At 68.5% G+C, this 25,222-nt stretch carries 29 protein-coding genes; 15 read left to right on the top strand and 14 right to left on the bottom strand.

Annotated elements, in window-relative coordinates; genetic code table 11:
• Positions 1 to 63: 63 nt before the first annotated feature.
• A complete protein-coding gene (locus ACYVAN_RS11705) occupies positions 64 to 855 on the bottom strand; it encodes a winged helix-turn-helix transcriptional regulator (protein WP_460958693.1) in 792 nt (263 codons plus the stop codon).
• 174 nt (positions 856 to 1,029) lie between these two features.
• Between ACYVAN_RS11705 and ACYVAN_RS11700 the strand changes: the two genes are divergently transcribed.
• The 7 genes from ACYVAN_RS11700 (at position 1,030) to ACYVAN_RS11670 (ending at position 5,143) form a co-directional block, all read left to right on the top strand.
• Positions 1,030 to 1,839, top strand: a complete 810-nt coding sequence (locus ACYVAN_RS11700) for an alpha/beta hydrolase (RefSeq protein WP_460958691.1) — start codon at positions 1,030 to 1,032, stop codon at positions 1,837 to 1,839.
• A gap of 79 nt (positions 1,840 to 1,918) precedes the next feature.
• On the top strand, positions 1,919 to 2,782 hold the full coding sequence (locus tag ACYVAN_RS11695; protein ID WP_460958689.1) for an LmeA family phospholipid-binding protein: 864 nt from the start codon (positions 1,919 to 1,921) through the stop codon (positions 2,780 to 2,782).
• Positions 2,779 to 3,228, top strand: coding sequence for a TlpA family protein disulfide reductase (locus ACYVAN_RS11690; RefSeq protein WP_460958687.1), 450 nt, complete (start codon positions 2,779 to 2,781; stop codon positions 3,226 to 3,228). The genes ACYVAN_RS11695 and ACYVAN_RS11690 overlap by 4 nt, the downstream gene beginning before the upstream one ends.
• Before the next feature lie 96 nt (positions 3,229 to 3,324).
• Positions 3,325 to 3,408 carry a putative leader peptide gene (locus ACYVAN_RS11685; RefSeq protein ID WP_460958728.1) on the top strand — a complete coding sequence of 28 codons (84 nt, stop codon included), beginning with the start codon at positions 3,325 to 3,327 and terminating at the stop codon, positions 3,406 to 3,408.
• Between the two features lie 114 nt (positions 3,409 to 3,522).
• Positions 3,523 to 3,966, top strand: a complete 444-nt coding sequence (locus tag ACYVAN_RS11680) for a DUF4395 domain-containing protein (protein WP_460958685.1) — start codon at positions 3,523 to 3,525, stop codon at positions 3,964 to 3,966.
• Positions 3,967 to 3,995: 29 nt separating this feature from the next.
• On the top strand, positions 3,996 to 4,841 hold the full coding sequence (locus ACYVAN_RS11675) for a sulfurtransferase (protein ID WP_460958683.1): 846 nt from the start codon (positions 3,996 to 3,998) through the stop codon (positions 4,839 to 4,841).
• Positions 4,842 to 4,843: 2 nt separating this feature from the next.
• Positions 4,844 to 5,143, top strand: a complete 300-nt coding sequence (locus ACYVAN_RS11670; RefSeq protein ID WP_460958681.1) for a DUF1416 domain-containing protein — start codon at positions 4,844 to 4,846, stop codon at positions 5,141 to 5,143.
• A gap of 97 nt (positions 5,144 to 5,240) precedes the next feature.
• On the opposite strand, the gene ACYVAN_RS11665 is transcribed toward ACYVAN_RS11670, so the two are convergent.
• A complete protein-coding gene (locus ACYVAN_RS11665; RefSeq protein WP_460958679.1) occupies positions 5,241 to 5,987 on the bottom strand; it encodes a class I SAM-dependent methyltransferase in 747 nt (248 codons plus the stop codon).
• A gap of 282 nt (positions 5,988 to 6,269) precedes the next feature.
• Here ACYVAN_RS11665 and ACYVAN_RS11660 point away from each other — a divergent pair, with 282 nt between their 5' ends.
• Positions 6,270 to 6,911 carry a heme-binding beta-barrel domain-containing protein gene (locus tag ACYVAN_RS11660; protein WP_460958677.1) on the top strand — a complete coding sequence of 214 codons (642 nt, stop codon included), beginning with the start codon at positions 6,270 to 6,272 and terminating at the stop codon, positions 6,909 to 6,911.
• Between the two features lie 91 nt (positions 6,912 to 7,002).
• Here the strand turns inward: ACYVAN_RS11660 and ACYVAN_RS11655 are convergent, their stop codons facing one another.
• Positions 7,003 to 7,851, bottom strand: coding sequence for an aminodeoxychorismate lyase (locus tag ACYVAN_RS11655; protein ID WP_460958675.1), 849 nt, complete (start codon positions 7,849 to 7,851; stop codon positions 7,003 to 7,005).
• A 208-nt stretch (positions 7,852 to 8,059) separates the two neighbouring features.
• Between ACYVAN_RS11655 and ACYVAN_RS11650 the strand changes: the two genes are divergently transcribed.
• The 4 genes from ACYVAN_RS11650 to ACYVAN_RS11635 all read left to right on the top strand — a co-directional run bounded on the left by ACYVAN_RS11650 (position 8,060) and on the right by ACYVAN_RS11635 (position 11,473).
• Entirely contained in the window at positions 8,060 to 8,512 is a 453-nt protein-coding gene (locus ACYVAN_RS11650) for a Fur family transcriptional regulator (RefSeq protein WP_460958673.1), read from the top strand.
• Positions 8,509 to 9,654 (top strand): CAF17-like 4Fe-4S cluster assembly/insertion protein YgfZ, encoded by a 1,146-nt coding sequence (ygfZ, locus tag ACYVAN_RS11645; protein WP_460958671.1) that lies wholly within the window; start codon positions 8,509 to 8,511, stop codon positions 9,652 to 9,654. Before ACYVAN_RS11650 ends, ygfZ begins: the two co-directional genes overlap by 4 nt.
• Before the next feature lie 302 nt (positions 9,655 to 9,956).
• Positions 9,957 to 10,517 (top strand): RsiG family protein, encoded by a 561-nt coding sequence (locus ACYVAN_RS11640; protein ID WP_460958669.1) that lies wholly within the window; start codon positions 9,957 to 9,959, stop codon positions 10,515 to 10,517.
• On the top strand, positions 10,514 to 11,473 hold the full coding sequence (locus tag ACYVAN_RS11635) for an asparaginase (protein ID WP_460958667.1): 960 nt from the start codon (positions 10,514 to 10,516) through the stop codon (positions 11,471 to 11,473). The genes ACYVAN_RS11640 and ACYVAN_RS11635 overlap by 4 nt, the downstream gene beginning before the upstream one ends.
• 71 nt (positions 11,474 to 11,544) lie before the next feature.
• On the opposite strand, the gene ACYVAN_RS11630 is transcribed toward ACYVAN_RS11635, so the two are convergent.
• Positions 11,545 to 12,426, bottom strand: a complete 882-nt coding sequence (locus ACYVAN_RS11630; protein WP_460958665.1) for a hypothetical protein — start codon at positions 12,424 to 12,426, stop codon at positions 11,545 to 11,547.
• A 15-nt stretch (positions 12,427 to 12,441) separates the two neighbouring features.
• On the opposite strand from ACYVAN_RS11630, the gene ACYVAN_RS11625 reads away from it, so the two are divergent.
• Entirely contained in the window at positions 12,442 to 12,867 is a 426-nt protein-coding gene (locus tag ACYVAN_RS11625; protein WP_460958663.1) for a DUF3073 domain-containing protein, read from the top strand.
• Between the two features lie 794 nt (positions 12,868 to 13,661).
• Here the strand turns inward: ACYVAN_RS11625 and ACYVAN_RS11620 are convergent.
• The 10 genes from ACYVAN_RS11620 to ACYVAN_RS11575 all read right to left on the bottom strand — a co-directional run bounded on the left by ACYVAN_RS11620 (position 13,662) and on the right by ACYVAN_RS11575 (position 23,253).
• Positions 13,662 to 14,141: a DUF4396 domain-containing protein gene (locus tag ACYVAN_RS11620; protein WP_460958661.1), complete on the bottom strand. Its 480-nt coding sequence runs from the start codon at positions 14,139 to 14,141 to the stop codon at positions 13,662 to 13,664.
• Between the two features lie 167 nt (positions 14,142 to 14,308).
• Positions 14,309 to 15,427: a phosphoribosylformylglycinamidine cyclo-ligase gene (gene purM, locus ACYVAN_RS11615; protein WP_460958659.1), complete on the bottom strand. Its 1,119-nt coding sequence runs from the start codon at positions 15,425 to 15,427 to the stop codon at positions 14,309 to 14,311.
• Between the two features lie 112 nt (positions 15,428 to 15,539).
• Positions 15,540 to 17,132 (bottom strand): amidophosphoribosyltransferase, encoded by a 1,593-nt coding sequence (gene purF, locus ACYVAN_RS11610; protein WP_460958657.1) that lies wholly within the window; start codon positions 17,130 to 17,132, stop codon positions 15,540 to 15,542.
• A 422-nt stretch (positions 17,133 to 17,554) separates the two neighbouring features.
• On the bottom strand, positions 17,555 to 17,728 hold the full coding sequence (locus ACYVAN_RS11605; RefSeq protein ID WP_460958655.1) for a hypothetical protein: 174 nt from the start codon (positions 17,726 to 17,728) through the stop codon (positions 17,555 to 17,557).
• Positions 17,721 to 17,942, bottom strand: a complete 222-nt coding sequence (locus ACYVAN_RS11600; RefSeq protein WP_460958653.1) for a hypothetical protein — start codon at positions 17,940 to 17,942, stop codon at positions 17,721 to 17,723. The genes ACYVAN_RS11605 and ACYVAN_RS11600 overlap by 8 nt, the downstream gene beginning before the upstream one ends.
• Positions 17,943 to 18,253: 311 nt before the next feature.
• Entirely contained in the window at positions 18,254 to 19,477 is a 1,224-nt protein-coding gene (locus ACYVAN_RS11595) for a helix-turn-helix domain-containing protein (RefSeq protein ID WP_460958651.1), read from the bottom strand.
• 230 nt (positions 19,478 to 19,707) lie between these two features.
• Positions 19,708 to 20,097: a sterol carrier family protein gene (locus tag ACYVAN_RS11590; protein ID WP_460958649.1), complete on the bottom strand. Its 390-nt coding sequence runs from the start codon at positions 20,095 to 20,097 to the stop codon at positions 19,708 to 19,710.
• A 112-nt stretch (positions 20,098 to 20,209) separates the two neighbouring features.
• The gene (locus tag ACYVAN_RS11585; protein ID WP_460958647.1) at positions 20,210 to 21,028 is read right to left on the bottom strand and encodes a hypothetical protein; all 819 of its coding nucleotides are present in this window, start codon (positions 21,026 to 21,028) and stop codon (positions 20,210 to 20,212) included.
• Positions 21,029 to 21,354: 326 nt separating this feature from the next.
• Complete coding sequence (locus tag ACYVAN_RS11580; RefSeq protein WP_460958645.1) at positions 21,355 to 22,524, bottom strand: S8 family peptidase; 1,170 nt, start codon at positions 22,522 to 22,524, stop codon at positions 21,355 to 21,357.
• Between the two features lie 321 nt (positions 22,525 to 22,845).
• Entirely contained in the window at positions 22,846 to 23,253 is a 408-nt protein-coding gene (locus tag ACYVAN_RS11575) for a PRC-barrel domain-containing protein (protein WP_460958726.1), read from the bottom strand.
• Positions 23,254 to 23,471: 218 nt separating this feature from the next.
• On the opposite strand from ACYVAN_RS11575, the gene ACYVAN_RS11570 reads away from it, so the two are divergent.
• Positions 23,472 to 24,062: a type VII secretion system-associated protein gene (locus tag ACYVAN_RS11570; protein WP_460958643.1), complete on the top strand. Its 591-nt coding sequence runs from the start codon at positions 23,472 to 23,474 to the stop codon at positions 24,060 to 24,062.
• 112 nt (positions 24,063 to 24,174) lie between these two features.
• Positions 24,175 to 25,218: a glucose 1-dehydrogenase gene (locus tag ACYVAN_RS11565; RefSeq protein ID WP_460958641.1), complete on the top strand. Its 1,044-nt coding sequence runs from the start codon at positions 24,175 to 24,177 to the stop codon at positions 25,216 to 25,218.
• Positions 25,219 to 25,222 lie beyond the last annotated feature (4 nt).

Raw genomic sequence — 25,222 nt, 5'->3', positions numbered from 1 at the left:
AAGGGCCGCGGGGTTGTCCCCCGCGGCCCTTCTGCGATGGCTCGACGCGATGGCGGCGAACGGTCAGTTCATGGCGATGATTTCCTCGGCCTGCGCTACCGCCGCGGCCTCTTCGTCTTCCGGCCGCTCGGGCATCGCCGCGGCTGATTCCGAGTTCGCCCGGGTCGAAGAAGGCCTCGACGAGTTCGACCGCGACGGGCGCACGAACTTGTAGCCGACGTTGCGGACGGTGCCGATCATGGCGTCGTACTCGGGGCCCAGCTTGGAGCGCAACCGGCGCACGTGCACATCGACCGTCCGGGTACCGCCGAAGAAGTCGTAGCCCCACACCTCCTGCAGCAGCTGCGCCCGGGTGAAAACCCGGCCGACGTGCTGCGCCAGGTACTTGAGGAGTTCGAACTCCTTGTAGGTCAGTTCCAGCGCCCTGCCCTTGAGCCGCGCGGTGTAGGTCGTCTCCTCGATCACCAGGTCCCCCACGGTGAGCGATTCCCCGTCGCCGGTGCTCGCGGACTGGCGACGGGAGGTCAGCAGTCGGAGCCGGGCATCGATCTCGGCCGGACCGGTGGTGGGCAGCAGGATTTCGTCGACCCCCCACTCGGAGTTCACGGTCACCAGGCCACCCTCGTTGACCAGGGCGACCACGGGCGCGTCGCCCGAGGCGAGCAACCGGCAGAGGTCACGTGCTCCGGCGAGATCGGTACGAGCGTCGACGAGGACCACGTCGTGCGTCCCGGCCGAGAGCAACGCGCTCGGATCGGCGGGGAGCGTCCGGACGCGGTGCGGCAGCAAAGCCAGGCCGGGCAGAACCGATTCGCAATCCTGCTCACCGGTCAACAACAACAACTCGGAGCTCATATGGGTGCCTCCGTCCCAAGGCCATCACCGAAGCGGCGGCTGGCGCATCAATCGTCGGTGCTCGAAGCGCACCTGCGAACGACCCGGCTTCGTTGCCTGCGGATAGCTAGGAGAATAGCGGAAACACTACCGGAAAACCCAGTTAAAGCTAGCGGAGTCACAATTGTGAACGAGATGAATCCCCACGTTACAGCCGTGTGTCCGCCCCGGCCGGTCACGCTGACCGCCGCAGACGGTACGGCGCTGAGCGGGCGGTTGTACAGCGGCGGCAACGGCACAGCCGATAATGATCTCGCATTCGTGCTGGGACACGGATTCACGAACCACATCCGCAAACCGGTGGTTCGCGCGGTTCTCGAACGCCTCGCACACCACGGGCCGGTACTCGGATTGGACTTCCGCGGTCACGGGCGGTCCGGAGGTCGCAGTTCGGTCGGCACGGACGAAGCGCTCGACGTGACCGCCGCCGTCCGCCACCTGCGGTCCCTGGGCTACGCGCGGATCGCCACGATCGGTTTCTCGCTGGGCGGTTCGGTGGTGCTCAGGCAGGCGGCGCTGGGCGTTCCCGACGATCGCCCCGATGCCGTCGTCGCGGTCAGCAGCCCGGCCCGCTGGTGGGTTCGCGAGACTCCGGCGATGCGCCGGGTGCACTGGCTGCTGGAACAGCCGCACGGTCGATGGAGCGCGCGGTTGCTGGGAGTGCGCCTCGACCGACCGTGGCCGGAGGTTCCCACCTCGCCGATCGAACTCGTGGACCGCATCGACCCGATCCCGACGCTGTTCGTGCACGGAGACCACGACCACTACTTCCCGGTCTCGGACGCGATCGCGCTGAGCGAGGCGCGGGGTGGCGAGCTGTGGCTGGAGCCCGGCATGCGCCATGCCGAGAGCGCCACCTCGTCAGCCTTGGTGGACCGCGTGGCGGTGTGGGCGGCGGCTAGGGTGGCGTCGCCCGGCCACACTCTGGCCGAGACCGAAGTGTGAACGCTGCGGGTCAGCGCGTGCGTTGTCCACCACCAGGACCTCGCCGGGTGCCCGATCCGCACCGAGGAGGACGTCGTCCGTGAAGAAGCTCGTGATCACCCTGGTCATCGTCGTCGGACTGCTGGTCGCCGTCGACTTCGGCGCGGCAGCCGTGGCCGAGCACCAGGTGGCGAAGAAGATGCGCGCCGAGCTCCAGCTCGAAGAACAGCCGGCCGTGCGGATCAACGGATTCCCGTTCCTCGCGCAGGTGGCCATGGGCGACTACCGCGACGTGGAACTGGAGGCGCGGGCCGTCCAGGTCGCCGATCTCCAGGAGGTCGGGATCGAAGCCAACCTGCACCACGCTCGGGTGACCACCTCCGAACTGATCTCCGGCGACGTGCAGGAGATCCCGGTCGACGAGGTCGTCGGCCGGGTCAAGTTGAAGGCACCGGACGTCGGCCGGTTCATCGGCATCAACGACCTCGGCATCAACCCGGCGCCGAAGAGCGCGTTGGAGGAGACCGGGGGATCGAACTCCTCCGGCGGTACGGACTCGACCGACGGGTCGGAAGACTCGGGCGGTACGGACGGTTCGAGCGATTCGGGGTTCGGTTCCACCGGCGGGACCGACCGCAGCAGTTCCGCGGTGGCCTTCGACGGCAAGGTCAACATCGCGGGGGAGAACACCGACGTCCGGGTGATCGCCGAGATGTCGCTGGTCAACGGAAAACTACGGATCGAGCCCAAGAAGCTCGACATCAAGACCGGCTCGTTCGGGGAGATCGACCTGCCGGAACTGTTCGAGAAGTCGCTGCTGCGTCAGTTCACCACCACGCTGGATCCCGGTCTGCTGCCGTTCGAGGTGACCCCGACGGCGGTGCGCGCCGAACGCGGTGCGCTCGTGGTGGAAGGCACCGCGAAGGACGTGACGCTCGGTTCGAACGGCATGACCACGCCATGAGCACCGGCGCGTGGGTGTTGCTGCTCGTCGTTCCCTGCGCACTCGCGGTCGGCATGACGTTGCGCGCGTTGGAGGGCAGAGTGCGGAAGAGCGCGAAACCCGCGGATAGCGAGGAGACCGTGACCGATCAGCTACCCGAACAGTTGCGCAAGCGCGTGACGGAGGATCCGGAAGACAACCGGATCTGCCTGCTGCAGCTGTCCACAACGTTCTGCGCCCCCTGCCGCGCCACCCGCGTCCAGCTCAGCGATTACGCCCGGCGCACCGAGGGCGTTCGCCACCTGGACATCGATCTGGCCAACCACCCGGACTGGTCGAACCCGCTCGGAGTGCACACCACGCCCACCACCCTGGCGCTCGACAGGTCGGGGCGGGAGCTGTTCCGGATCAGCGGTGTGCCGCGTCGCGAGGCGCTCGACGCGGCCATCCGGGAGCACCTGGCGTGATCGGGTGGTGTGTTCACCGCCCGACCACCGGTCCGTGGCTGTCCCACAGGGTGAACAACCTTTCCGGTGATCGGTCCAACCGGTAATCTCCGGCCCATGCATGTACTGCTGACCCAACGGCGCGCGGTGGACCTCTGCCGCGTGGGCAGCAGCCTGTGTTGGCGACCCTGTTCGGCCTGAGCAGCAGCCCGACGGCCGCGGGTCGCTCGCACCGTCGGTCCTCCGGACCCGCAGCCCTCGGCCAGACGGACTCGGCAGTCGAAGTCCACGGTTTCGCCCCGACCAGGAGAGTCCATGCCTGAAACTCTCGATCCGCGCGGAGTCCGCTTCACTGCGGCCATGACCTGCGTCATCCTTTCGGTGGCGCTGATCACCGAGAGCTGGCGCGTGATGGCCGCGCAGATGGTGTTGTTCGGGCTGTGCGCGTTCGTGGGCCTGCGGCTGAACCCCTGGGGCGTGGTCTTCCGGCAGGCCGTGGCCCCCCGGATCGAAGCGGTCGAGCAGGCCGAGCGCGAAGCGCCGGCGCCGGTGCGCTTTTCCCAGGCCATCGGTTTCACGTTCGCGCTGGTGGCCACCATCGGCTACGCGGCCGGGTGGACCACGATCGGAATCACGGCCAACGTGCTGGCGCTGATCGCGGCGTTCCTCAACGCGGCGTTCGGCTACTGCCTGGGTTGCCGGCTCTACCCGGTGGTGCGTCTCCTCGTACCGGCCGGGTCCCCCTCAGACACTCGATGAAGCAGAAGAAAGAAATGGAGTTTCTTGCGATGAGCCGTGAAGAGGTCCTGGTCTCGACCGAGTGGGCCGAGCAGAACCTGAACACCGACGGGATCGTGTTCGCGGAGGTCGACGAGGACACGACCGCCTACGACGCGGGTCACATTCCCGGTGCGATCAAGCTGGACTGGCGGGCCGACCTGCAGGACCACGTGCGCCGTGACTTCGTCGACCGTGCGGGCTTCGAGAAGCTCCTGTCGGCCAAGGGGATCAGCAACGACGACACTGTCGTGCTCTACGGCGGCAACAACAACTGGTTCGCCGCGTACGCCTACTGGTACTTCAAGCTCTACGGCCACTCCGATGTCCGGCTGCTCGACGGTGGCCGCAAGAAGTGGGAGCTCGACGGTCGCGAGCTGACCAAGGACGTGCCGGAGCGGGCCACCACCCAGTACAAGGCGCAGGAGCAGGACCTGTCGCTGCGCGCGTTCCGCGACGAGGTCATCGACGCGATCAACACGAAGAACCTGGTCGACGTGCGTTCGCCCGACGAGTTCTCGGGCAAGCTCGTGACCCCGGCGCACCTGCCGCAGGAAGGCGCGCAGCGCCCGGGCCACGTCCCGTCCGCGATCAACGTGCCGTGGAGCAAGGCCGCGAACGAGGACGGCACGTTCAAGTCCGACGACGAGCTGCGCAAGATCTACGGCGAGGCCGGCTTGGACGACTCCAAGGACACCATCGCCTACTGCCGCATCGGCGAGCGTTCCTCGCACACGTGGTTCGTGCTGCGCGAGCTGCTCGGCCAGACCAACGTCAAGAACTACGACGGTTCGTGGACCGAGTACGGATCGCTCGTCGGCGTGCCGATCGACAACCCGGCCGGACAGGGAGCCTGAACATGAGTGGATGCGGAGCACCTCAGCAGACCGCGACCGCGGACGCCGAGACCACCGACCAGGTCGTCGTGGCGGGCAAGGTCCGCGCGGGCGAGCAGCCGGTCGGCGGTGCCTTCGTCCGGCTGCTCGACTCCTCGGGTGAGTTCACCGCCGAGGTCGTCAGCTCGGACGACGGCGACTTCCGGTTCTACGCCGCACCTGGTTCCTGGACCGTGCGCGCGTTGCACCGCGACGGCAAGGGCGAAGCCGAGGTTTCTGCCTCGGGCGCGGGCGTGCACCCCGCGGACATCGCCGTAGCCTGACGTTTCGAAGGAGGGGGGCCAGCCACACCGGCCGGTCCCCCTCTTTTTCATGCCTCCGGGCCCGGCGTTCACCGCCGCGAACCGACCCCGGCCACCATCAAGAAGAAGCTTTCGAGCGGAGCAGAGCGAACGCCCGCTCGTCCTTGTCCTGCTCGCTCGGATTCGACCCCTCCTGGCATCCGACCGTCACGAAGTCGACGACGTCCCACCCGGTTCGGTCGAACAGCCTGCGCAGGCCGGTTTCGCTGAAGATCCAGAAGTTGGTGGCGTCGTTGTTCGCCTCTGCTGGATCGAGCAGGTAGGCGACCGGCTGGTCGCGGACGGGCGTGCCGTCGGGAGTTTCGCGCGCGACGCGGGTGGACACGAAGCACAGGTCGGATCGCCGGGACAGCGCTTCGAGCACGTAGAACGGGTTCTTCAGGTGGTAGAGCAGCCCGAGGAAGAACACCGCGCGGTAGTTCTCCGCGGGTAGGTGGAACTGCGCGTCGAGGTCGACCTCGTGCACCTGCGCGTTGGACCCGAGTTCCTCGACGAGTCGTCGAGCCCCCCGGAGCCCGTTGTAGTTGGTGGGAGCGTGGTCGATCACGTCGGCGGGACAGCCCAGTTCGGATTCCAGGAAGAAGGCGAAGTCACCGTCGGCCGCACCGATATCGGCCACCCGGCCACCGGCGATCTCGTCGAACACCGTCCGTTGCGCCCCGGACAGCAGCGAGTCCAAGTGCAGGATGTTGGCCATCGTGTCGTAGGGATACCAGTCGAAATCGGTGGGTGCGATCTTGTCCTTGCGGGCGAGTAGGTCCTCGCGGTAGGCCAGCGCCCGCTCACGCAGCGTCTCGAAGTCCATGTGATCCCTGTCGCCGTTCGTTCGGTGGTGAACTGCTCGCCACCCAGGTCACGCGCACCGGAGTCGCACATGTCCGACCGGGGGCGTCGTCAGATCATGCCGTACGCCACATCCCGATCGGCGCTCGCGGTGGTTATCCTTTTCGCGTGGACTACATCGATTTCTTGCACTACGGCCTCGTCTCCCTGGTGGCGCTCGCAGCCGTCGCGACCTTGTGGTTCGCGGGCTACGTGGTGTACCGCCTGCAGAACGACTGACTTACCGCAGGTAATCTGGGTTCCGATGACTTCGACACCCAACCCTGTGGAGCCCGGCAGCGGCGATGCGGCCGTGCAGGCCGCCGCCGAACGCGCCGAGAAGACCCGCGACCGGAACGTCCCGGAGTTCGAGGACCTGCCCGGCGTCGGCGACACGGCCAACCTGCGGCTCGGCCCGGAACTCAACGACGCTTGTCTGGCGTTGCTGCCGCTGATCGGTGTCTGGCGTGGCGAGGGCGAGGCTTCGCACCCGTCCCTGGAAGACTCGTACCGGTTCCTGCAGCAGATCACGTTCTCCCACGACGGGCGCCCGTTCGTGTTCTACGAGAGCCGCGCGTGGCGTCTGGACGGCGAGGGCGGCAACGTCGTGGGCCCGGCTTTCCGCGAGGTCGGCTGGTGGCGGCCGCAGCCGGACGACACCATCGAACTGCTCCTGGCGCATTCGTCGGGCGTATCGGAGATGTTCTTCGGGCAGCCGCGCAACAAGACCACCTGGGAGCTGTCGACGGATGCGGTGGTGCGCACGCCGACGGCCGAGGACGCTACGGCGGCCAGCCGCCTGTACGGCGTCGTCGAGGGCTCACTCGCCTACGTCGAGGAGCGGGCGACCTCCGAACACGAGCTGCAGCCGCGCCTGTCCGCAAAGCTCGAACGCGTGGTCGGTTAGAACCTGCCGTGGACCGCCGGAAGTGTTTCCGGTACCGGCTCAGGCGCGGGCGGAGCGTCCCGCACCGGACCCGGTACCGGCATCGCACGGCTCAGTAGTTGGATTCGTAGAGCTCGGTGATCTCGGCGTGCAGCGCGGGGTCGGCCGCCAACGCCGCGCCGTCGAGCGTCCGCAGTTGGCTGACCAGCCGGACGCTGGAGCACAGCCACACCCCGTCGGCCGCGCGCAGCTCCTCGAAGGAGAACTGCTCGATCCGGGTCCGCCAGCCCGCCTTCTCCGCCGCTCGGAACAGCGCCCCCTGGGTGGTGCCGGGCAGGATGCCGGAGCTGGGCGGCGTGGTGGTCAAGGTTCGACCGCGGGCGATGACCACGGTCGACGTCGGGCCTTCGAGCACCGTCCCGTCGGTTGCGGTGAACACGACCTCGTCGGCCCCGCGCGCCTCGGCCTCCCGGAGTGCGGCCATGTTCACCGCGTACGACAAGGTCTTGGCCGACAGCAGCAGCCAAGGAGCGCGTTCCATCAGGTCGGGGGCGTAACCACGTTCGAGGGTGACGGCCGAGACGCCTTCCGCGCGCTTGCGCAGGGTTTCGGTTCCAACCGGGGTGCCCATGGCGAACCCGGTGGGGGTCCCGTCGCCGCCGTCCACGCCACGGCTGCACACCAGTTTGAGCGCCATCTCGCGCTCGGTGTCCCACGACCACTGGTCAATGACGGCCCGCACGGCCGACTCCCACGCCCCACGTGCGGGCAGCGGGATCTCCATGAGGGCGGCGGACCGTTCGAGCCGGTCCAGGTGCGGACCCAGTTCGCGGGCCTGCCCGTCGACCACCAGGATCGTTTCGAAGATGCCGTCACCACGCATCACGCTGAGGTCGTCGGCACGCAGCAGCGGCGTCGCCGGGTCGACCACGGTCCCGTCCAGCAGTGCGAGTACGCGCATACGCGCAGCCTAGGACCCTCCGGGCGCGCCGTGTCGGCGCCCCACCCGCGTGCCCGGGCACGCCATGCGCGAGCGTGGCGGCATACGATCGAGGATGCGGGCAGCGGTGTTAGAGCACGCCGGACGCCCGAGCTCGAACCAGCGTGGAGTGTCAGCTTGGTCACGAGGCACACCGATTCCGGCGCGGTAAGGCACACAGGAGCCATCTATGGGTGACAGGAGAGCGCTGCGCAGCACCCTCCACCAACGCGGCATGCGAATGACCCCGCAGCGCCAGCTGGTGCTGGACGCGGTGCGGGAACTCGGCCACGCCACCCCCGAGCAGGTACGTCACCGAGTGCAGGGAACCGCTTCGACGGTGAACATCACGACGGTGTACCGCGCGCTGGACCTGCTCGAGGAACTCGGGCTCGTACGCCATACCCATTTGGGGCACGGTGCCCCCACGTACTCGGTCGACGAGCACGAACACGTGCACCTGGTGTGCCATCGCTGCGGCGAGATCGACGAGATCCCGTGCGGGCTGCTCGACGGTGTGGCCGAACTACTCGAAGCCCGGCGGGGTTTCGAGCTCGATGCGACTCATCTGGCCCTGTCCGGCACCTGCCGGTCCTGCCGCGAAGCGTCCACCACCGAACCCGGCTCCGAGGAGCGACCATGACATCACCCCTGTTGCAACTGCCGGGAGCCGTACCGGCTCCGGAGGACTCCGTCGATTCCGGTGTGCCGTGGCATTTCGGCGATCCGTTCTCCGAGCAGCGGTCGGCGACCCGGTCGGCGATCGTGGTGGACCGCTCGAACCGACCGGTGATCGCGGTACCGGGCGAGGAGCGGTTGAGCTGGCTGCACCTGGTGCTGTCGCAGCACCTCACCGAGCTGCCCGAGGGCCGCGGTACCGAGTCGCTCGTGCTCGACAGCTACGGCCACGTCGACTGCCACCAGCTCGTCGCCCACCACGAGGGCACTGTCTACCTGGACACCGACCCGGGCGCGCAGGCCAGCAGCGCGCTGCCGACCATGGGCGTGGACGGCAAGCAGTCGCTGATGGAGTACCTCGACGCGATGCGGTTCTGGTCGAAGGTGGAACCGCGCGACGCGAGCGACGAGTTCGCGGTGCTGTCCGTAATCGGGCCGGATGCCGCCGAACTGCTCGCGAAATCGGGTGTGGTCGTCCCCGAGGAGCCGTACGGCGTGGTGGGTCTGCCCGGCGGTGGCTTGATCCGTTCCGTGCCGTTCCGGGGCCTGTTCACCGCGGACCTGCTGGTCCCGCGCGAGGCGCTGGTGGACTGGTGGACCCGCTTGACCGACAGCGGCATCCGGCCTTCGGGGTCGATGGCCTACGAAGCGCTCCGCGTCGAGGCGCTGCGGCCGCGGGTCGGGTTCGACACCGACGAGCGCACGATCCCGCACGAGCTGGGCTGGGTCCACGTTGCCGCGCACGTGGCCAAGGGCTGCTACCGGGGCCAGGAAACGGTCGCCAAGGTCCACAATGTCGGGAAGCCGCCGCGCCGCATGATGCTGTTGCACCTGGACGGTTCGGTGGAGATCCGCCCCGAGACCGGTGATCCGGTGTTCAACGGGGACCGCAAGGTCGGCCGGGTCGGCAGTGTCGTGCTGCACCACGAGCTCGGCCCGGTGGCGCTGGCGTTGCTCAAGCGCACCGCGCCGGTCGATGTGGAACTCATGGCGGGAGATCCCGAGCAGGAGCGATCGGTGGCGGCCGCGGTGGATCCCGATTCGGTTCCGCCGGACTCGGGTGAGCCCCCGGGGCGCATCGCCGCGCAGGGACTGAAGGGACGCTGAGTCCGCGCCGAGATCTCCTCGGCATCCACCGGGGAGATCCCTCCCCGTCAGGTTGGTGTTTGACGAGCGGGGTATGCCTGACGATGTGTACACGATCTCGGTGGTTGCACGATTCTCGGTGTATGCGCGGGGCCGGCCCCGAAGACCGCTCGACGCCAACGGCGGCGCCTTCCGCCGCCGTTGGCGTTGTTGGCACCGGAACGTGATGCGAGTACGCGTCGTTTGCAGGCACACTGATGGCCACGCAGTGAGAAGCCACTGAAATGTTGGCGGACACGACAGACTTACCGGAGGATGGACACGTGATCGAAGTCCGCCCGGGTGGACGCCGCCGAATCGACAGGGTCCTGTCCCCGGATTACGCGAGCGAAGCCGAAAACAGCGGGCTCCACGAGGTGCGCCACCTCCGGGACGAGGCCGCGCAGGAGGAGACGGATCTGTCCTACCTGCGCAGGATGCTGCACGCGCGCATTGACATCGTCCGTGCGGAGCAGCAGCGGAGGGCCGAGGACGGTTCCACTTCCGTCGTCGAGCAGCTGGTGAACATCCTGTCCGACAACGCGGTGGGTCCCGCGATGGGATCGGGCCGCTATCAGACGACCGAGCCGTCCCGGGCCGAGGCGCATCGCAGGCACGTGGAGGCGTTGGTCTCCGACGTCGACCTCTCCTGCGTGATGTCGCTGTCCGACGACAAGCTCGATGTGGCGCTGCGGGCCTACGCAGCCGAGGAGGACTCGGTGTCCCAGCGCCGACGGCAGGTGCAGGTGGTGGTCGACCGGCTGAACGCGGAGATCGCGCGCCGCTACCGAGAAGGGGCGGCTTCGGTGGACGACCTGCTAGCGGCGGAACGGGATCAACATTGAGCTTCGGAATTCCCCTCGTCGAAGTCGTCCGAAGCGGACTTCGCGAGGGCGTGCACCACGGCTCGGTCGTCGCGCTGGATTCGTCCGGCACGACCGTGCTCGCCCTGGGGGACGTCGAAACGCCGATGTTCCCGCGATCGGCGAACAAACCGGCGCAGGCCGTCGGAATGCTGCACGCCGGTCTGCAGCCGTCCACCGAGCAGGAAGTGGCGCTGGCGGCGGCTTCGCACAGCGGCGAGTCGGTTCACCTCGCACAGGTGCGCGAGATGCTGGTACGGCACGAGCTCGCCGAGCACGACCTGCAGTGCCCGCCCGCGTGGCCGATGGACGACGCCGCGCGCGGAGTCGATCTACGCGGGCGCGCCACGATGGAGTGCTCGGGCAAGCATGCCGCCATGCTCGCTTCCTGCATCCAACTAGGACTCTCCACAGAGGACTACCTGCGGCCGGACCACCCGCTGCAGCGTTCTCTGCACGACACGCTGGCCGAACTGGCGGGTGAACCGATCGCCGCTGCCGGCGTGGACGGGTGCGGCGCACCGCTGTTCGGATTCGGCCTCACCGGCCTCGCACGCACCTTCGCCCGGCTCACCACCGCGCCTGCCGGAACACCTGAGCGGCGAGTGGCCGATGCCATGCGGGAGTACCCGCACCTGGTGGCGGGCAGCGGGCGGGACGACACGGCGCTGATGCGCGCTGTTCCCGGACTGGTGTCGAAGATCGGCGCCGAAGGCGTCGTGGCGGTGGCGCTGCCGGACGGTCGCGCGGTGGCGGTCAAGATCGCCGACGGCGCCGCGCGCGCCCGGATGCCGGTTCTGATCGGTGCGCTACGGGTGCTCGGCGTCGCGGACGAGGCGTTGACGGCGTTGGCCGAGGTGTCGCTTCCCGGTGGGGACCGGCAGGTCGGCTCGGTTCGGCTGCTTGCGGGGGCGTTCGACCAGCTCGCCGCGCGGTGAGCACACGCTGGGGTGCGCCACCAGCCGAACCACGTTGACGCGCTCGCCGGTTCGGCGCGGCGAGCGCGTCCTCAGTTGAAGCGCTCCCGGGACGCGAACTCGGCCCAGAAGTCCCGCAGCGACTCGTAGCGCTCGCTGACCTCTCCGGTGCGGCCGGCTTCCATCGCGTCCACGATCGCGTGGACGTCGTCGGCCGAGGTGTCGGCTTCGACGTCCACCTCGGTCATCATCTGGACCAGTCCGCCGTAGTCGAGTTCCACCGCCGAGTGCGGGTGGAACCGTTCCAGCCAGCGACCGGTCTCCTTCAGGATCTTGGTGGGCCCCTCGTCGCCGATCGATTCCCTGGCAGCCGCGTGCGCGCGGGCGACCCGCCGTCGCGCGTCGGCCATCGCGGTCCGCCAGAGCACCCGCCGGACGGTCGCGTCGGACTGCTCGACGACCCGCTCGTCGGGATCGATGAGCGCGAACCACGGCAGCGGCACCGTCCAGGTCGACGAGAGCACGTGCACGGCGTCTCCGGACAGCTCGCTGACGACGGCGTTGGCCCGGGTCCTCGCCTTCTCCAATGGCAGGTCCAGCACCGCCGCGCGGAGCGGGACCTCGGCGGCGGTCAGGAAGCCCACGAGCGCGGCGGCCGAGCGACCACGCAGGTCCAGGGGACACACCAGCGGGCCGGGGCCGACGGTCGCGGCGGGACCGCTGGGCACGTCTTCCGGAGCGAGCACCAGCGCATCGTCCTCGTCCGTGGCGTTGCCATCGAGCGTCTCGCCCGGAAGCAGCTTCGAGGGAGAAGTGACTTGGGTACGCAGCCACAGGTCCTGCTCACGTCCACCGGCGGAGGCGGACTCGACCGCACCCCGCTCGACGATCGAGGCGAGCTGCTCACGCTTCGGCGAGCTGAAGCAGGACAAGGGTTCGTACACCCTCAGGTAGGCGACGAACGGTTCCGGCACAGCGAGCATCGTGCCATGTCTGCCACCGGAGGCTCACGACGGCCACAGGTGACGGCGCGGCGCGTCCCCGGCCGATGGCGCTTTCGGCGGGCATTCCGACGTTGGGGCCAACGTCACCCGGGCCGCCGGGACTCACTCCCGGCACCACGTCGCGTAGAACCGCATCGGCACGGTACGGTAGTTACAGGAAAAGTTGTCGAGATCATGCGGGGCCGCCGTTCCCCTGGCCGCCCCGCACACCCTGCGCGAGGGGGTCGAGCCATGGGGCGCGGCCGGGCTAAGGCCAAGCAGACGAAGGTGGCCCGCGAGCTTAAGTACAGCTCCCCCGCCATGGACGTCGAGGCATTGCAGCGAGAGCTGTCCTCGGAGTCGCCTGGCGAGTGGTCCGAGGAGGACCGCGACGACTCATACGACGGCGGGTACGACGACTACCGGCGTTGAATGCACAATTCCACCGAGTTGGCGGCGATGCCGCTTGCTCGGTGGAGTCGTGTGGCCGGAGCCGACCGTCGGATGAGCGGGTGGGTTGACGAGCTGGTGGTCACCGCAACCGCCCGGAACGGTGCTTGTCGACTGGGATGAGCACCGTCCGGGCAAAGTACGTCGACCGTTGATAACGAGACGCGAAAGTGGCGTTGTCGGCTTCCGGCAACGCCACTTCACGTATTCCACCCCGGGCCCCGAAGGACCCTGTGAGCGGCATGTGTGGCTGTTTCCGCGCGGGCGGACGCCGGTCATGGCCCACGGCAGGTCCGGAACGGCACGGGCAGCTTGACAGGCACCGGCCAGCCGGAACTGTACGGCCCGGCTCGCCACGTACTGGCTCGCCACGTACTGGCTCGCCACGTACTGGCTCGCCACGTACTGGCTGGCTAGATTTGCACTGGCTGGCTGAAACGCACGATTCAGCGCCGTTCCGGCCGGCACAGGTCGTCCGTGTTGCGTGCAGGCGATGCGGCCGGGACGAGACTGTGAAGGGCTGCCGGGATGAGACGTAAAGAGGGACGACGTGCGGGCCGCCTCTCGGCGGATGGCTCTGCAAGGCTCCAGCCGAACGGTATTCCAAGCAGGCGATAGATGGAGCCCGGGGGCACGCGCACGCCGTCCCACCCCGCACAACACACGGGTCGGCCGGTCCATTCCCGGTCATCCGATCCGATTTTCTCGGGCCCGAAGACCAGCCCGGGCAACCCCCGTCGTCGCGGTCCACTCGTAGGTCGTCGCGGTCCACTCGCTCACCGCGCTCCACCCTGGCCGCCGTGTCCGGCGTGGACGGAGTGGGCGACGGCGTGGCCCTTGCCCCTGGCGATCAGCCACTTGTTGACCGGGGCGGCGACCACGAAGGCGACCGCCAGCGAGAACGCCAGGGCGCCCCAGAACAGGAGCGATGCAGGGCCGGCGTCCATCGCGCCCGGAACCGCGACCATGACCAGGTTGTCCACGATCTCCATCACCGCGATCGAGAGCGTGTCGGCGGCGAACGCCACTTTGAGCGCCGCGGCGAACGCCACGCCCGCCTTGAGCACACCCCGCATGGTCAACGCGTAACCGAAGAAGAAAGCCAGCCCGACCGAGAGCACCACCGTCGTCACGGTGTGCAGCCCGATCGCGGTGCCGATCACCATGCCCAGGGTTTCACCGATCGCGCAGCCGGTGAGGCAGTGCAGCGTCGCCGACGCCGCCATCGCCCAGGACGAGTTCACGTGTTGCGTCATATTCGACCTCCGCGCGCCCGGGTTCCCACAATCGCCGAAACCCACGCCTACCCGGGCGGGGTAAGCGGGCGGGAATCGGCCGCAGCGTCGGAAGCCGAGCGGCACGGGCGCGACTCGCGCGGTGCTGCCCGGCGGGCAACCGCTGCGTGCCTCGAACGACGTCGTGGTCAGAACCGGGGGTGGTCGCCCCGCAGTACGACTCGCTGGTCCTCTTCGGCGTCCTCGACGGCTGGCTGCTTGGACACCTCACCCAACACCCACGCGGGCACGTGCCGGGCGGTGAGCACCGCGAGCGCGCGGTCCACGTCCTCCGCCGTGACCACGGCGACCATCCCGACGCCCATGTTGAAGGTGCGTTCCATCTCCTCGACCGCGACCCGACCGCGCTGGGCGATCATCCGGAACACCGGCTCGGGCGTCCAGGTTCCGCGATCGAGCACGGCCGTCAGACCGGCCGGGATGACCCGTCCGAGGTTGGCCGCCAGGCCACCACCGGTGACGTGCGCGAACGTGCGAACTTCGGTTTCGGCGGCGAGCGCCAGGCACTCCTTGGCGTAGATCCGGGTCGGTTCGAGCAGTTCCTCGCCGAGCGTGCGGCCGAACTCCTCGACATGTCCGGAGAGGGGCAGCCGGGCGTTCTCCAGCAACACGTGCCGCGCCAGCGAGTACCCGTTGGAGTGCAGCCCGGAGGACCCCATGCCGATCACCACGTCGCCCGCCCGGACCCGGTCCGGGCCGAGCATGGCGTCCGCCTCGACCACGCCGACACCGGTGGCGGAGATGTCGTACTCGCCGTCGGACATCATGCCCGGGTGTTCGGCGGTCTCACCGCCCAGCAGGGCGCAGCCCGCCTGCACGCAGCCTTCGGAAACCCCCTTGACCAGCGCACCGATCCGATCGGGGACGACCTTGCCGACAGCGATGTAGTCCTGCAGGAACAGCGGCTCGGCGCCGCTGACGACCAGGTCGTCGACGACCATCGCGACCAGGTCGATGCCCACCGTGTCGTGCTTGTCCATCGCCTGCGCGACGGCCAGCTTGGTCCCGACACCATCGGTGGAAGAAGCCAGTACCGGTTCCTTCCAGCGGTCGAGCTTGAGCTGGAACAGCCCGGCGAAACCACCGAGCGACCCCAACACCTCGGGACGAGTCGCGCGCTGCGCCCACGGGCGCATCTCCTCGACGGCTTCGTCACCGGCTTCGATGCTCACTCCGGCGGCGGCGTAAGTGGCTTCCGAACTTTCGGTTCGGTCGGCACTCGACCCCGCCAACAGGTCTTCGGACACGACTGGCTCCACATCTTGTGCGAGATTCGATTCAACGAAGGCGCGGGTGTAGCACGCACCACGCTACGCGCGCGAACGACGCCCGTCCGGGCCTCGTTCGTCGCCGCATGATTCAGGGACGGCGCAACGCGTCGGCCGCACCGTACCCGCTGGGCAGCACGGGTTCGGCCGGACCGGCCACCCCGCGTTCCACCTGTTCGCCCTCGCCTTCGAGCAGGTACTTCCCGACCTGCTCGGATTCCGGCAGCGGAATGGGGTACTCCCCGTCGAAGCACGCCGCGCACAGCCTGGTGCGGGGCTGCTCGGTCGCCGAGATCAGCGAGTCGAGGGATACGTAGTTCAGGCTGTCGGCCCCGACGGAACGCCGGATGCCGTCCAGGTCGAGCCCGTTGGCGATCAGTTCGGCACGGGAGGCGAAGTCGATCCCGTAGAAGCACGGCCACTTGACCGGCGGGGACGCGATTCGCACGTGCACCTCGACCGCCCCGGCCTCCCGCAGCATCCGAACCAACGCCCGTTGGGTGTTGCCCCGCACGATCGAGTCGTCGACGACGACCAGGCGCTTGCCGCGAATGACCTCGCGAAGCGGATTGAGCTTCAGCCGGATGCCGAGCTGTCGGATGGTCTGCGAGGGTTCGATGAAGGTCCGCCCCACGTAGGCGTTCTTGACCAGGCCGTTCCCGTAGGCGATCCCGGATGCCTGGGCATAGCCGATGGCCGCCGGGGTCCCGGATTCCGGAACCGGGATCACCAGGTCGGCGTCCACCGGGTGCTCGGCCGCGAGTTTGCGGCCGATCTCCACGCGGGTGCTGTGCACCGATCGACCCGAGATGGTGGTGTCCGGGCGCGCGAGGTAGACGTACTCGAAGACGCAGCCCTTGGGGTTGGGGTTCGCGAAGGACGAGGAGCGCAGCCCGTTCTCGTCGATGGCCAGCAGCTCACCGGGCTCCACCTCGCGGACGAAGGAAGCCCCGACGATGTCCAGCCCGGCTGTCTCGCTGGCCACTACCCAGCCGCGTTCCAGCCGTCCGAGGACCAGCGGGCGCACGCCTTGCGGGTCCCGGACCGCGTAGAGGGTGGACTCGTCGGAGAACACCATGGAGTATGCGCCGCGCACCGTGGGGAACAGGTCCAGCGCGGCCCGTTCCAGCCCCTTCTCGTCGGCGTGCGCTGCCAGCAGGCCGCACACCAGGTCCGAGTCGGTGGTGGCGTGTTCGCAGGCGTTGGCCGGAGAGGACAGATTCGCCGAGACGGTGTCGATGTTCTCGGCGTTGATCCGCTCCAGCAGTTCGGCGGTGTTGACCAGGTTGCCGTTGTGGCCGAGCGCGAGCCCACCGCCGTCGGCCGATGGCCGGAACGTGGGTTGGGCGTTCTCCCAGGTGCCACCACCGGTTGTGGAGTAGCGGGTGTGTCCGACCGCCACGTCACCGCGCAGCGAGGCGAGGATCTGTTCGTCGAACACCTGGCTGACCAGTCCGAGGTCCTTGTAGACCAGCATCTGGGACCCGTCGCCGACAGCGATGCCCGCGGCTTCCTGACCGCGGTGCTGCAGGGCGAACAGCCCGTAGAAGGTCAGTTTCGCGACTTCTTCGCCCGGCGCCCACACGCCGAATACACCGCATTCATCGCGAGGAACATCCTGTTCGAGTTGCTCGACGGTGGCGTCGGTGCTCGGCGCGGCTCCCGTCCCTGTTCCTCGGCGCACCTGTGGTGCGTTATTTGCAATACCCGGTTCTGGCCGGTCGGAGACCACCGAAAACTCCCTGCATGACGGAGTCGGAGTTACACCTCAGTGTAAGCCGGACGTATCCGTCAGGTCTCTCCCGTCCGGTTGAGCCTGGTCACAACAGCGGGCTCGATTCGCCCGATTCGCACGGGAAGCCCGTATCGGCGCAGGCCACGACCGCTTCGGAGCGCCCTGCGGAGCCGGGCGGAGCGGGGTCCCAAGACAGGCCGGGACCGTGCCACGGGGGCTCCGAAACATCCGGCACGGCCCTGCCCGTGCCGGCCTGCCCGTGCCGGCCACCGCCGGGAGGAGCGGCAGTGCTGCGCTGCATCGAGGACGGAGTGGAGTGCCACCGGGTGGCGGGCGGGGAGTTCGGGGGAACACCGCCACCCGGTGGCGGCTCAGAGGCGGCGCAGGCCTTCCCGTACCCGCGCCATCAAATCCACATCCCTGCACGGCTCGGGCAGCGGAACGATCCGCCCTGACCAGGACACGCGGCGGTCCAGCCGCGCGGCCTCGGACGCCTGGGGGACGCGACGATCCAGCCCCGCGGGAGTTCTCTCGCGCTCAGCCATGGCACCGCGAGCCGCAGCTGTGCGTGCGGGCGAAATCACGGATGGACTCGGCGACGCAAGCACCACAACCGATGGTGGGGGCGGTGTTCGTGTAGAGGCCGACCTCGTAGCCGCAGAAGGTTCGTCCGGTGGCCGCCGCGCGGAGGTGGACCACCCCGTGCCGGTCGGTCCACATCCCGGCGGGTCGCAGTGTGGCGACAACGGCGTCCCTCATTCGGCGGCCACCGTTCGGATCGCTGCGGGACCGGTGGCGCTCGCCGTGCTCCCCACCGGCCCCGCAGGGGCTCCGCCGCGCGCCACGTCGGGGACCGAAGGGCCGCGTCGCGTCGGGCGGGCAGTCGCTCCCGGATCGCGGCCATGCCGCCGGGTGGACGGGCCGGTTCCGCTGATCACGGCCCTGGGGGAAGCGGCGGCGCTGCACTGCGTCGGTTGCGACATGGCATAACCCTCGCCCCGATCAACGCGGGCGAGGGCTGCAGATCAACACCGTGCTTCGAGGGGCGCGGAACGCACCCGTGCTCGGGGTTACACGGTGAGCCCCAGGCGAGTAGCGAGGCCGCGGGCATCGCGCTCGACCAAGCGGACCCCAGAAGTGACGAGCTCGCCCGCGATGCCCCTGCTCAGCGGGTGGCAACGCATGGATTCCTCGCTGATGTCGGTAGCGCGTTGGAGCGTCTGCAGCGCGGCCAGGTGGTCCTTTTTCTGGTGATAGGAGCGGGACATCTCCAACCACAACCGAGCGCGTCGATCCACCGAAGGCACCGAGTCCGGGTCCACGGCGTCGGCACGATCGAGGGCGGTCGAGGATTTCCACATGTCCACGTGAACCGAGACCCCGGTCAGTGCCGTGTTCGCGGTCCCGAACAGGGTCCAGGGATGGGCATACCCGGTCGGCAGACTGCGGGCCATCTCGTCACCTTCATCGAGCGCGTGGAGGGCGTTTCCTTCCTCCCCCATGCGAGCGGCCGTGATCGCCGCGTGCAGGCGCGCAGACCCCCACAAGGCACGCGCTTCGGTCGATCCGTCCGCCAGGTACGGCTGGAGAAGGTTCGCAGCATCGGTCGCCAGCCGGTAGGCGTCTTCCTCCCGGCCGGTGGCTCGCCACACATTGCCCAGCACCCACGCGGCCCCGGCCAGGGGTTCCGGCTGGTCGGCCTCCTGCGCGGAGGCCATGCACCGGTCGGCGGCCAGCCACAACAGCGCGGAATCCGCCACCCATGCCAAAACCTGTTCAGCCAGTGCGTAGGCGCTGGTCAACACCATGTGCGCGGTGCGACGTGTCTTGCCATTCGTGACTCGCGCAGCGTGGCGCCCGTCGCGGATGATCTGCGGCAGCATCGCCCCTGCCGAGGCGCGAGGCGTCGAGGACGTATGCCAGAAGTGCCAGGCGTCAGCGACGCGCTGCAGCAGTACCTGCACATCCGGCTCGGGACCGTCTCGAAGCTGCAGCGGGAACTGCTCGATGGATTCCCGCAGGTCGGCGACGACCGGGTGTCCTTCGCGCCGCTGGAGGCTCGCCGAGATCGGCGCCGAGCCGGTCAAGGTCGACACGTCAACATGGAGCACGTTCGCCAGAGCGACCAGCATGTCCCAACGTGGGGCGAGCCTGCGTCCGCGTTCGAGATCCTTGAGCCACTGGGCGGAGCGACCTACCAGGTTCGCCACTACCGGGCGGGATTTTCCTTGTCGTTCGCGTATGGCCTGGATCCGTGCTCCGACGGCCAAGCCTTCCAGTTCGTCAGCGCTCATCGCTATTCACCTCATCCACCGGATGTCCCCGCCGTTCCTCGGGCTTCGCCGGTAGCTCCGGCGGGAAAGTGGTGATCAGCGTAGCGAGAACCGCCGACTCCGCACAGGCATTCGCAGGGCTTTCGCGGTGCACCATTCGGTGAGTGTTGGCGCGTCGCACCACTTCCGGACCACGCTCCGGGAGAAAGCGACAGCGCTGAACAGCGGGCCGTGCTGCCCGTGGTGCCTGGTCAGCCGTCGTCGGCTGCGACCAACGGCAGCCACCGGGAGACGTCGGCGCGGGGGCCCGACGCGTCGATGCGGCCGTCGTCCAGCGCCTCGTCCCAGCTCAAGTGCCCGGTGGCCAGCAACAACCAGGTTCGCGGGTCGGTTTCGATCACGTTCGGCGGGGTGCCCCGGGTGTGTTCGGGCCCCGAGACGCACTGCACGGCGGCGAAAGGTGGCACGCGCATCTCCACGCTGCGTCCCGGTGCGACCCGCTCCAGCGTGCGCAGGCTCAGGCGGACGGCGCTGGCGAGTTCGGAGCGAGCGGGCCGCCGCGTCTCGTCATCGAGCCACGGCCGCACCTCCGCGATCGCCGCGCGGAGCTCGCGGGGATCGACGTGTCGGCGAGCCGGCATGGCGACCAGCATAGATCTTCCGGTGCCGCACCCGGCCATCGCTCCCGGCGCGGAACGAGGATGAGGCCCCACGCGAACCTCTCGCGAGAAGGACCTCATCGATCGATTCAGCTCACAACCAACCGAGCTTGACCGCCTGCATGCCGGCCTGAAAACGGGTCTCGACCCCCAGGCGTGCGACGAGCTCGCGGACCCGCCGGTGGGCCGTTCGCGCGCTGAACCCCATCAACCTTCCGATGGTGTCGTCGGTGGCGCCCGAAGCCAGCAGCGACAGGATCCACCGCTCCTCCTCCGACGGCATGACCTCCCCGTTGAGGAGTTCCTGGTCGGCAGTGAAGGGTGCCGCGAACCGCCACAGGTCCTCGAAGATCCGCACCATCGCCCCGAGCATCGCCGAACTGCGGATCACCACGGCGCTTTCCACGGTCTGCTCGCTCGCCGTCAACGGCAGCAGCGCCACCTCGTTGTCGACGACGACCAGCTTGGTGGGTGCCACGTGGATCACCCGGGCCTGCTCGCCCATGGCCACCAGCCGCGAGGTTAGTTCCAGCTGCGGTGGCCGGGCGAGAGCCGACCTGTCGTAGAGGACCTGAAACTCGACTCCCTCGGCGAGTTTTCGGGATTCCAGCGAGTCCAGCGCGCCAGTGGCCGCGTAAGGCGGTTTCGCCACTCCCTGCACGAGGACGTTCGCGTTGCTCTGCAGTTCGTAGGCCGCCCAGCCGACGCGCTTGGCGCCGCGCACGATCTGCAACACCCCACCGCTGCCCGCTTGGGCCTGCGCTGCCTTGGCCACCGATGCGACCGCTTCTTGCGCTTGGACCTGCGCCTGCACCGCCCGCTCTGTCGAGGCCGGATCGGCGATCGCCGAATCCGCCCGCGAACAATCGGACGCCGACGCACCAGTAGATGAAAGTTCCGTTCTTTCCTTCACCTCGGTGTATCCGGATAACACGGCACACCCCTTCCTGAGGTACCTCCCACGACGAATGCCCCGGCACTCACCGCACTGGGCACCGAACTCCCCCTCGGTCAAAACCTAACCGCCTGAAGTCCGCGGCCGGAACCAACTTTCGAAGGATGGCGCCGTGCGACGTTCGATTAGCTCCGTTCAGCCGGGCTCCTGCCTCCCCCGTTAGCACCAGTACGGCGATCACCGCACGACGCGGGGAAGTCACGCGGATACGGAGCGAAAAGCCGACAGGCCCTTCCTCGTCGAGAGGAAGGGCCCGCCGGCATTTCGATTTTCTCCTCAGTGGCTCACAGGTCGCCGGTCTGCAGGAGGTCGGCGATGGTTCCCGTCGGTGCGCCCTGGATGACGCCCGCCGAAGCGGTTTCCTGCAATCCGCCGATCACATCCGCCGGGTCCGCGCCGGAGTTGGCCTCCAGGTACAGCGCCCCGACGCCCGCCACGTGCGGGCTGGCCATCGAGGTGCCGCTCATCGTGGCGGTTCCGCCACCGGGGGCCAGCGAAGTGATGTCCACACCGGGCGCGTATCCCTCGACCGAGGGGCCGAAGTTGGTGAACGAAGCCGAACCGTCGGTGTTGTCCGAGGCCGCCGTGGTGTAGACGCCCTCGGCGCTGGCCGGCGAAACGTTGTCGGCGTTCTGCCCCTCGTTGCCGGCGGCGACCGCCAGGAACACGCCGTCGTTCACGACGCTGGTGGCGGCCTCGTTGAGGGCCGGGTCGTAGGCACCGCCGAGCGACATGTTCGCCACCGCCGGGCCGTTCGAGTCCTCGATCACGTACTCCATGCCCGCGATGATGTCCGCGGTGGTGCCGCTGCCCTGGTCGTCGAGGACCTTCACGCCCTTGAGCGTCGCGTCGGTGGCCACGCCGTAGGTGCCCGAGCCGATGGTGCCTGCCACGTGCGTGCCGTGACCGTGACCGTCGACGCCGTCTCCGCCGGTGGCGTCGAAGCCGACCTCGGCGCGGCCGCCGAAGTCACCGTGTTCCGGGTCGATACCGGTGTCGAGGATGTACGCGGTCACGCCCGATCCGGTTCCGGCAGGCGCGTAGGTGTCGTCCAACGGGAGGTTCGGCTGGTCGAGGCGGTCGAGGCCCCACGAGCCCACGGCCGAGGCGTCCGGATCCTGGACCTGGACCCGGAAGGTCTGCGATACGCCTTCGACCGCTTCGCTGGCGCGGACCGCGTCCAACTGTTCGGCGCTCAGCTCCGCGGAGAAGCCGTTGATGGCCGAATCGTAAACGTGATCGGTCCGCACCCCCAGTTCGCCGGCGAGAGCGGTCGGGGCGATACCGTCCTTCAGGTTGACGATGTAGGAATCGCCGGTTCCTTGAGTCTTGGCTTGCGCGTGCATGGTCAGGGGAGCGAGATCGGCTTCCGGGGCGGCACCGGCCGGCACGGCGGCGAACACGAGGGCCGCGGCGGCTAAGCCGGCTCCGGATCCGTAGGCGAGCTTCTTCATGGATGTTCCCCTCCTCAGTGTCACCCGGGTGGGGCCGGGTGAAATCTGACGGCGTTACGGAACGGAACGTATCCACCAAGAACACTCGATCGGGCGAGTTGGCGAGTAGTTGCCACTCAATCGGACTTCGGGGTGAATGCTTTCCCAGCTCTGCGGAAACCACCGGGAATCTTCCCGGAAAACCACCGCCGGCAAAGCTCTTGACCTGGCCACGACGGATTGCGCGCGGATTTACCGCTCGAATCGATACGGACGTATCCGACATTTCGTGCGCAGTGAGAAGTGTAGCGGCACGGTTTCCGCGATAATCGCGCACCGTGTTCAAGTGGCCACCACCCAGCGACGCATTCGACGCCGTACCGCGGCCACGTATTCGGCCGCCGGTTCACTCGAGTTGTCGTCCGGAGCCAGGCCGTAGGTGATGCCGTAGTAGCGGTAGAGCGCGTATTCGTGCTCCTGGAGGAGGTCCCCCTGTTCCAGCGATACGCGCGGGGCCTCGCGGACGGCGTCCTTGAACACGGCGACCGTGAGCGTGTCGCCGTCGAACGCCGCGCCCTCCAGCGGCACGAAGCTCTCGTTCGTCCCGAACAGTCCGGTTTGGACAGTGACCCAAGCGGGCTGCTCGGTGTCCTCCTCCAAGAACAGCTGTCCGACGATACCGATCCGCTGGCCGCACGGATCGAATACTTCGCAGCCGAACAACCGCAACGCTTCCCGCTGACCGATCATCACCGACAACCTCCCCTGTCGCCCCGCCGACCCCTTCAGTCTCTCCCCGAACTCCGACGTGCGGCACCTCGAAACGGCTGGTTCATACGTCGAAGTCGCACCGTCCACTCGGCACACGAGGCCGAACTGGCACCCTCGTGGGACAACCGGGTGCGGCCGAACTGCGGCGATCGCCCGGCGGCCAACCCACAGCACCATCCGAGGACGGAGCCCAACCCATGTCCGAGCCCAACCAGCCAAGCCCCCCGCCGATCACCGATGAGATGCGTGAGCAGGCAAAACAGACCCCGGACAGCTGGCTCTACATCGTCGATCCCGGATACGAGGACGCCGGCGACGACATCCCGCCCGAGGGGGTCGTGGGCGCCTACCGGATCGACTCGGAGGGGCAGATCGACGAGGACTTCCAGTTCAACGACGAGTACCAGCCCTCCGAACAGGCGTTCAGCATCCCGGACCCGGCCAACGACCTGGAGGTCCTGCTGAACCGGATCGCCTCCGGAGAGGCGCCGCAGGAGGCTCTCGTCCCCGCGGTGCTCGAATCGAACCTGCTGCTCTACGCCGCGGAGGACGAAGACGAGGACGAGCCCGCGATCTACGCCGCCGAGATGTCCGACGGCAGCCAGCTCGTCCCGGCCTGCAGCTCGGCCGCACGGGTGCCGGATGACTGGCCCGCCTACCGCACGGTTCCCGGGCGCGCGCTCACCGAGCTGCTCAACGGGCTCGACCTCGGCCTGAACCTCGACGACGCCGTCCGCGCGGTGATCCCGAACGACGTGCTGGTGGGGGCTTCGGCCGCCGAGAACTGAGCCCGGACGAATGGCGGGGTGCTGATCCCGGGTATCCGATGGGTCGACGGGGCTACGAACTCGTTCATCCCGCGGAGCCCCGGGCAACGGATCATGTGGAGAGGAGTCGGCGGTGAAAGCAGCGACGGTGGTACCCGGAAAGCCGGAGCTCTGCGAGGTCAGCGACCTGACCGAACCTGTGGCTGCCCCGGGCGAGTTGCTCGTCGAAGGCTTGCTCGCCGGGTCCTGCGCCACCGACCAGGAGGTCATCCACTCCGCACACGGAGTCCTGCCACCCGACCGGGAACGGATGGTGCTGTTCCACGAATCGGTGGGGCGAGTGCTGCACGCACCCGCGATCAGCGGTTTCCAGCGGGGAGATCACGTCGTGGGCGTCGTTCGACGTCCCGATCCCGAGCCCTGCGGCGCCTGTGCCGCAGGGCAATGGGACTTCTGCCTGAACGGCCGGTACACGGAGTGCGGGATCAAGGAACTCGACGGCTTCGGCGCCGAGCGCTGGACCATCGAGCCGCGCTTCGCGATCCCCGTGCCCGCCGGACTCGGCGAGCTCGGCGTCCTCACCGAGCCGGCGTCGGTCGTGGCGAAGGCCTGGGAGCAGGCCGAGTTGATCGGCAAGCGCGCCTACTACCAGCCACGGCACGCGTTGGTCACCGGTGCCGGGCCGATCGGGTTGCTGGGGGCGTTGCTCGGGATCGAACGCGGCTTGGACGTGCACGTGTTCGACCAGGTCACCAACGGCCCCAAACCGGGTCTGGTGCGCGATCTGGGCGCCACCTATCACACCCGCCTCGATGATCTCGGGTTCGAACCGGACGTGGTGATCGAGGCGACAGGAGCGGGTGAGGTCGTCTTCGACGTGCTGCGCCGCACGGCGCGCAACGCGATCACCGTGCTGACCGGAGTCGCCGGGCACGAGCGAACCGTCCCGGTACCGGCAGGTGCGATCAACGATGAGCTGGTGCTCGACAACGACGTCGTGGTGGGCAGCGTGAACGCGAACCTGCACCACTACAGCCAGGCGGTCAAGTCGCTCAACGACGCCGACTCCGGTTGGCTTTCGTCGCTGATCACCGACCGGGTGCCGCTGTCGGACTGGACGAGCGTGCTGCAGCGTCGGCCCGACAGCATCAAGACCGTGGTCGATCTGCGCGGCTGACGGC

It is taken from the genome of Parasphingorhabdus pacifica, assembly GCF_054779195.1.
This window is presented reverse-complemented; position numbering and strand designations above follow the sequence as displayed.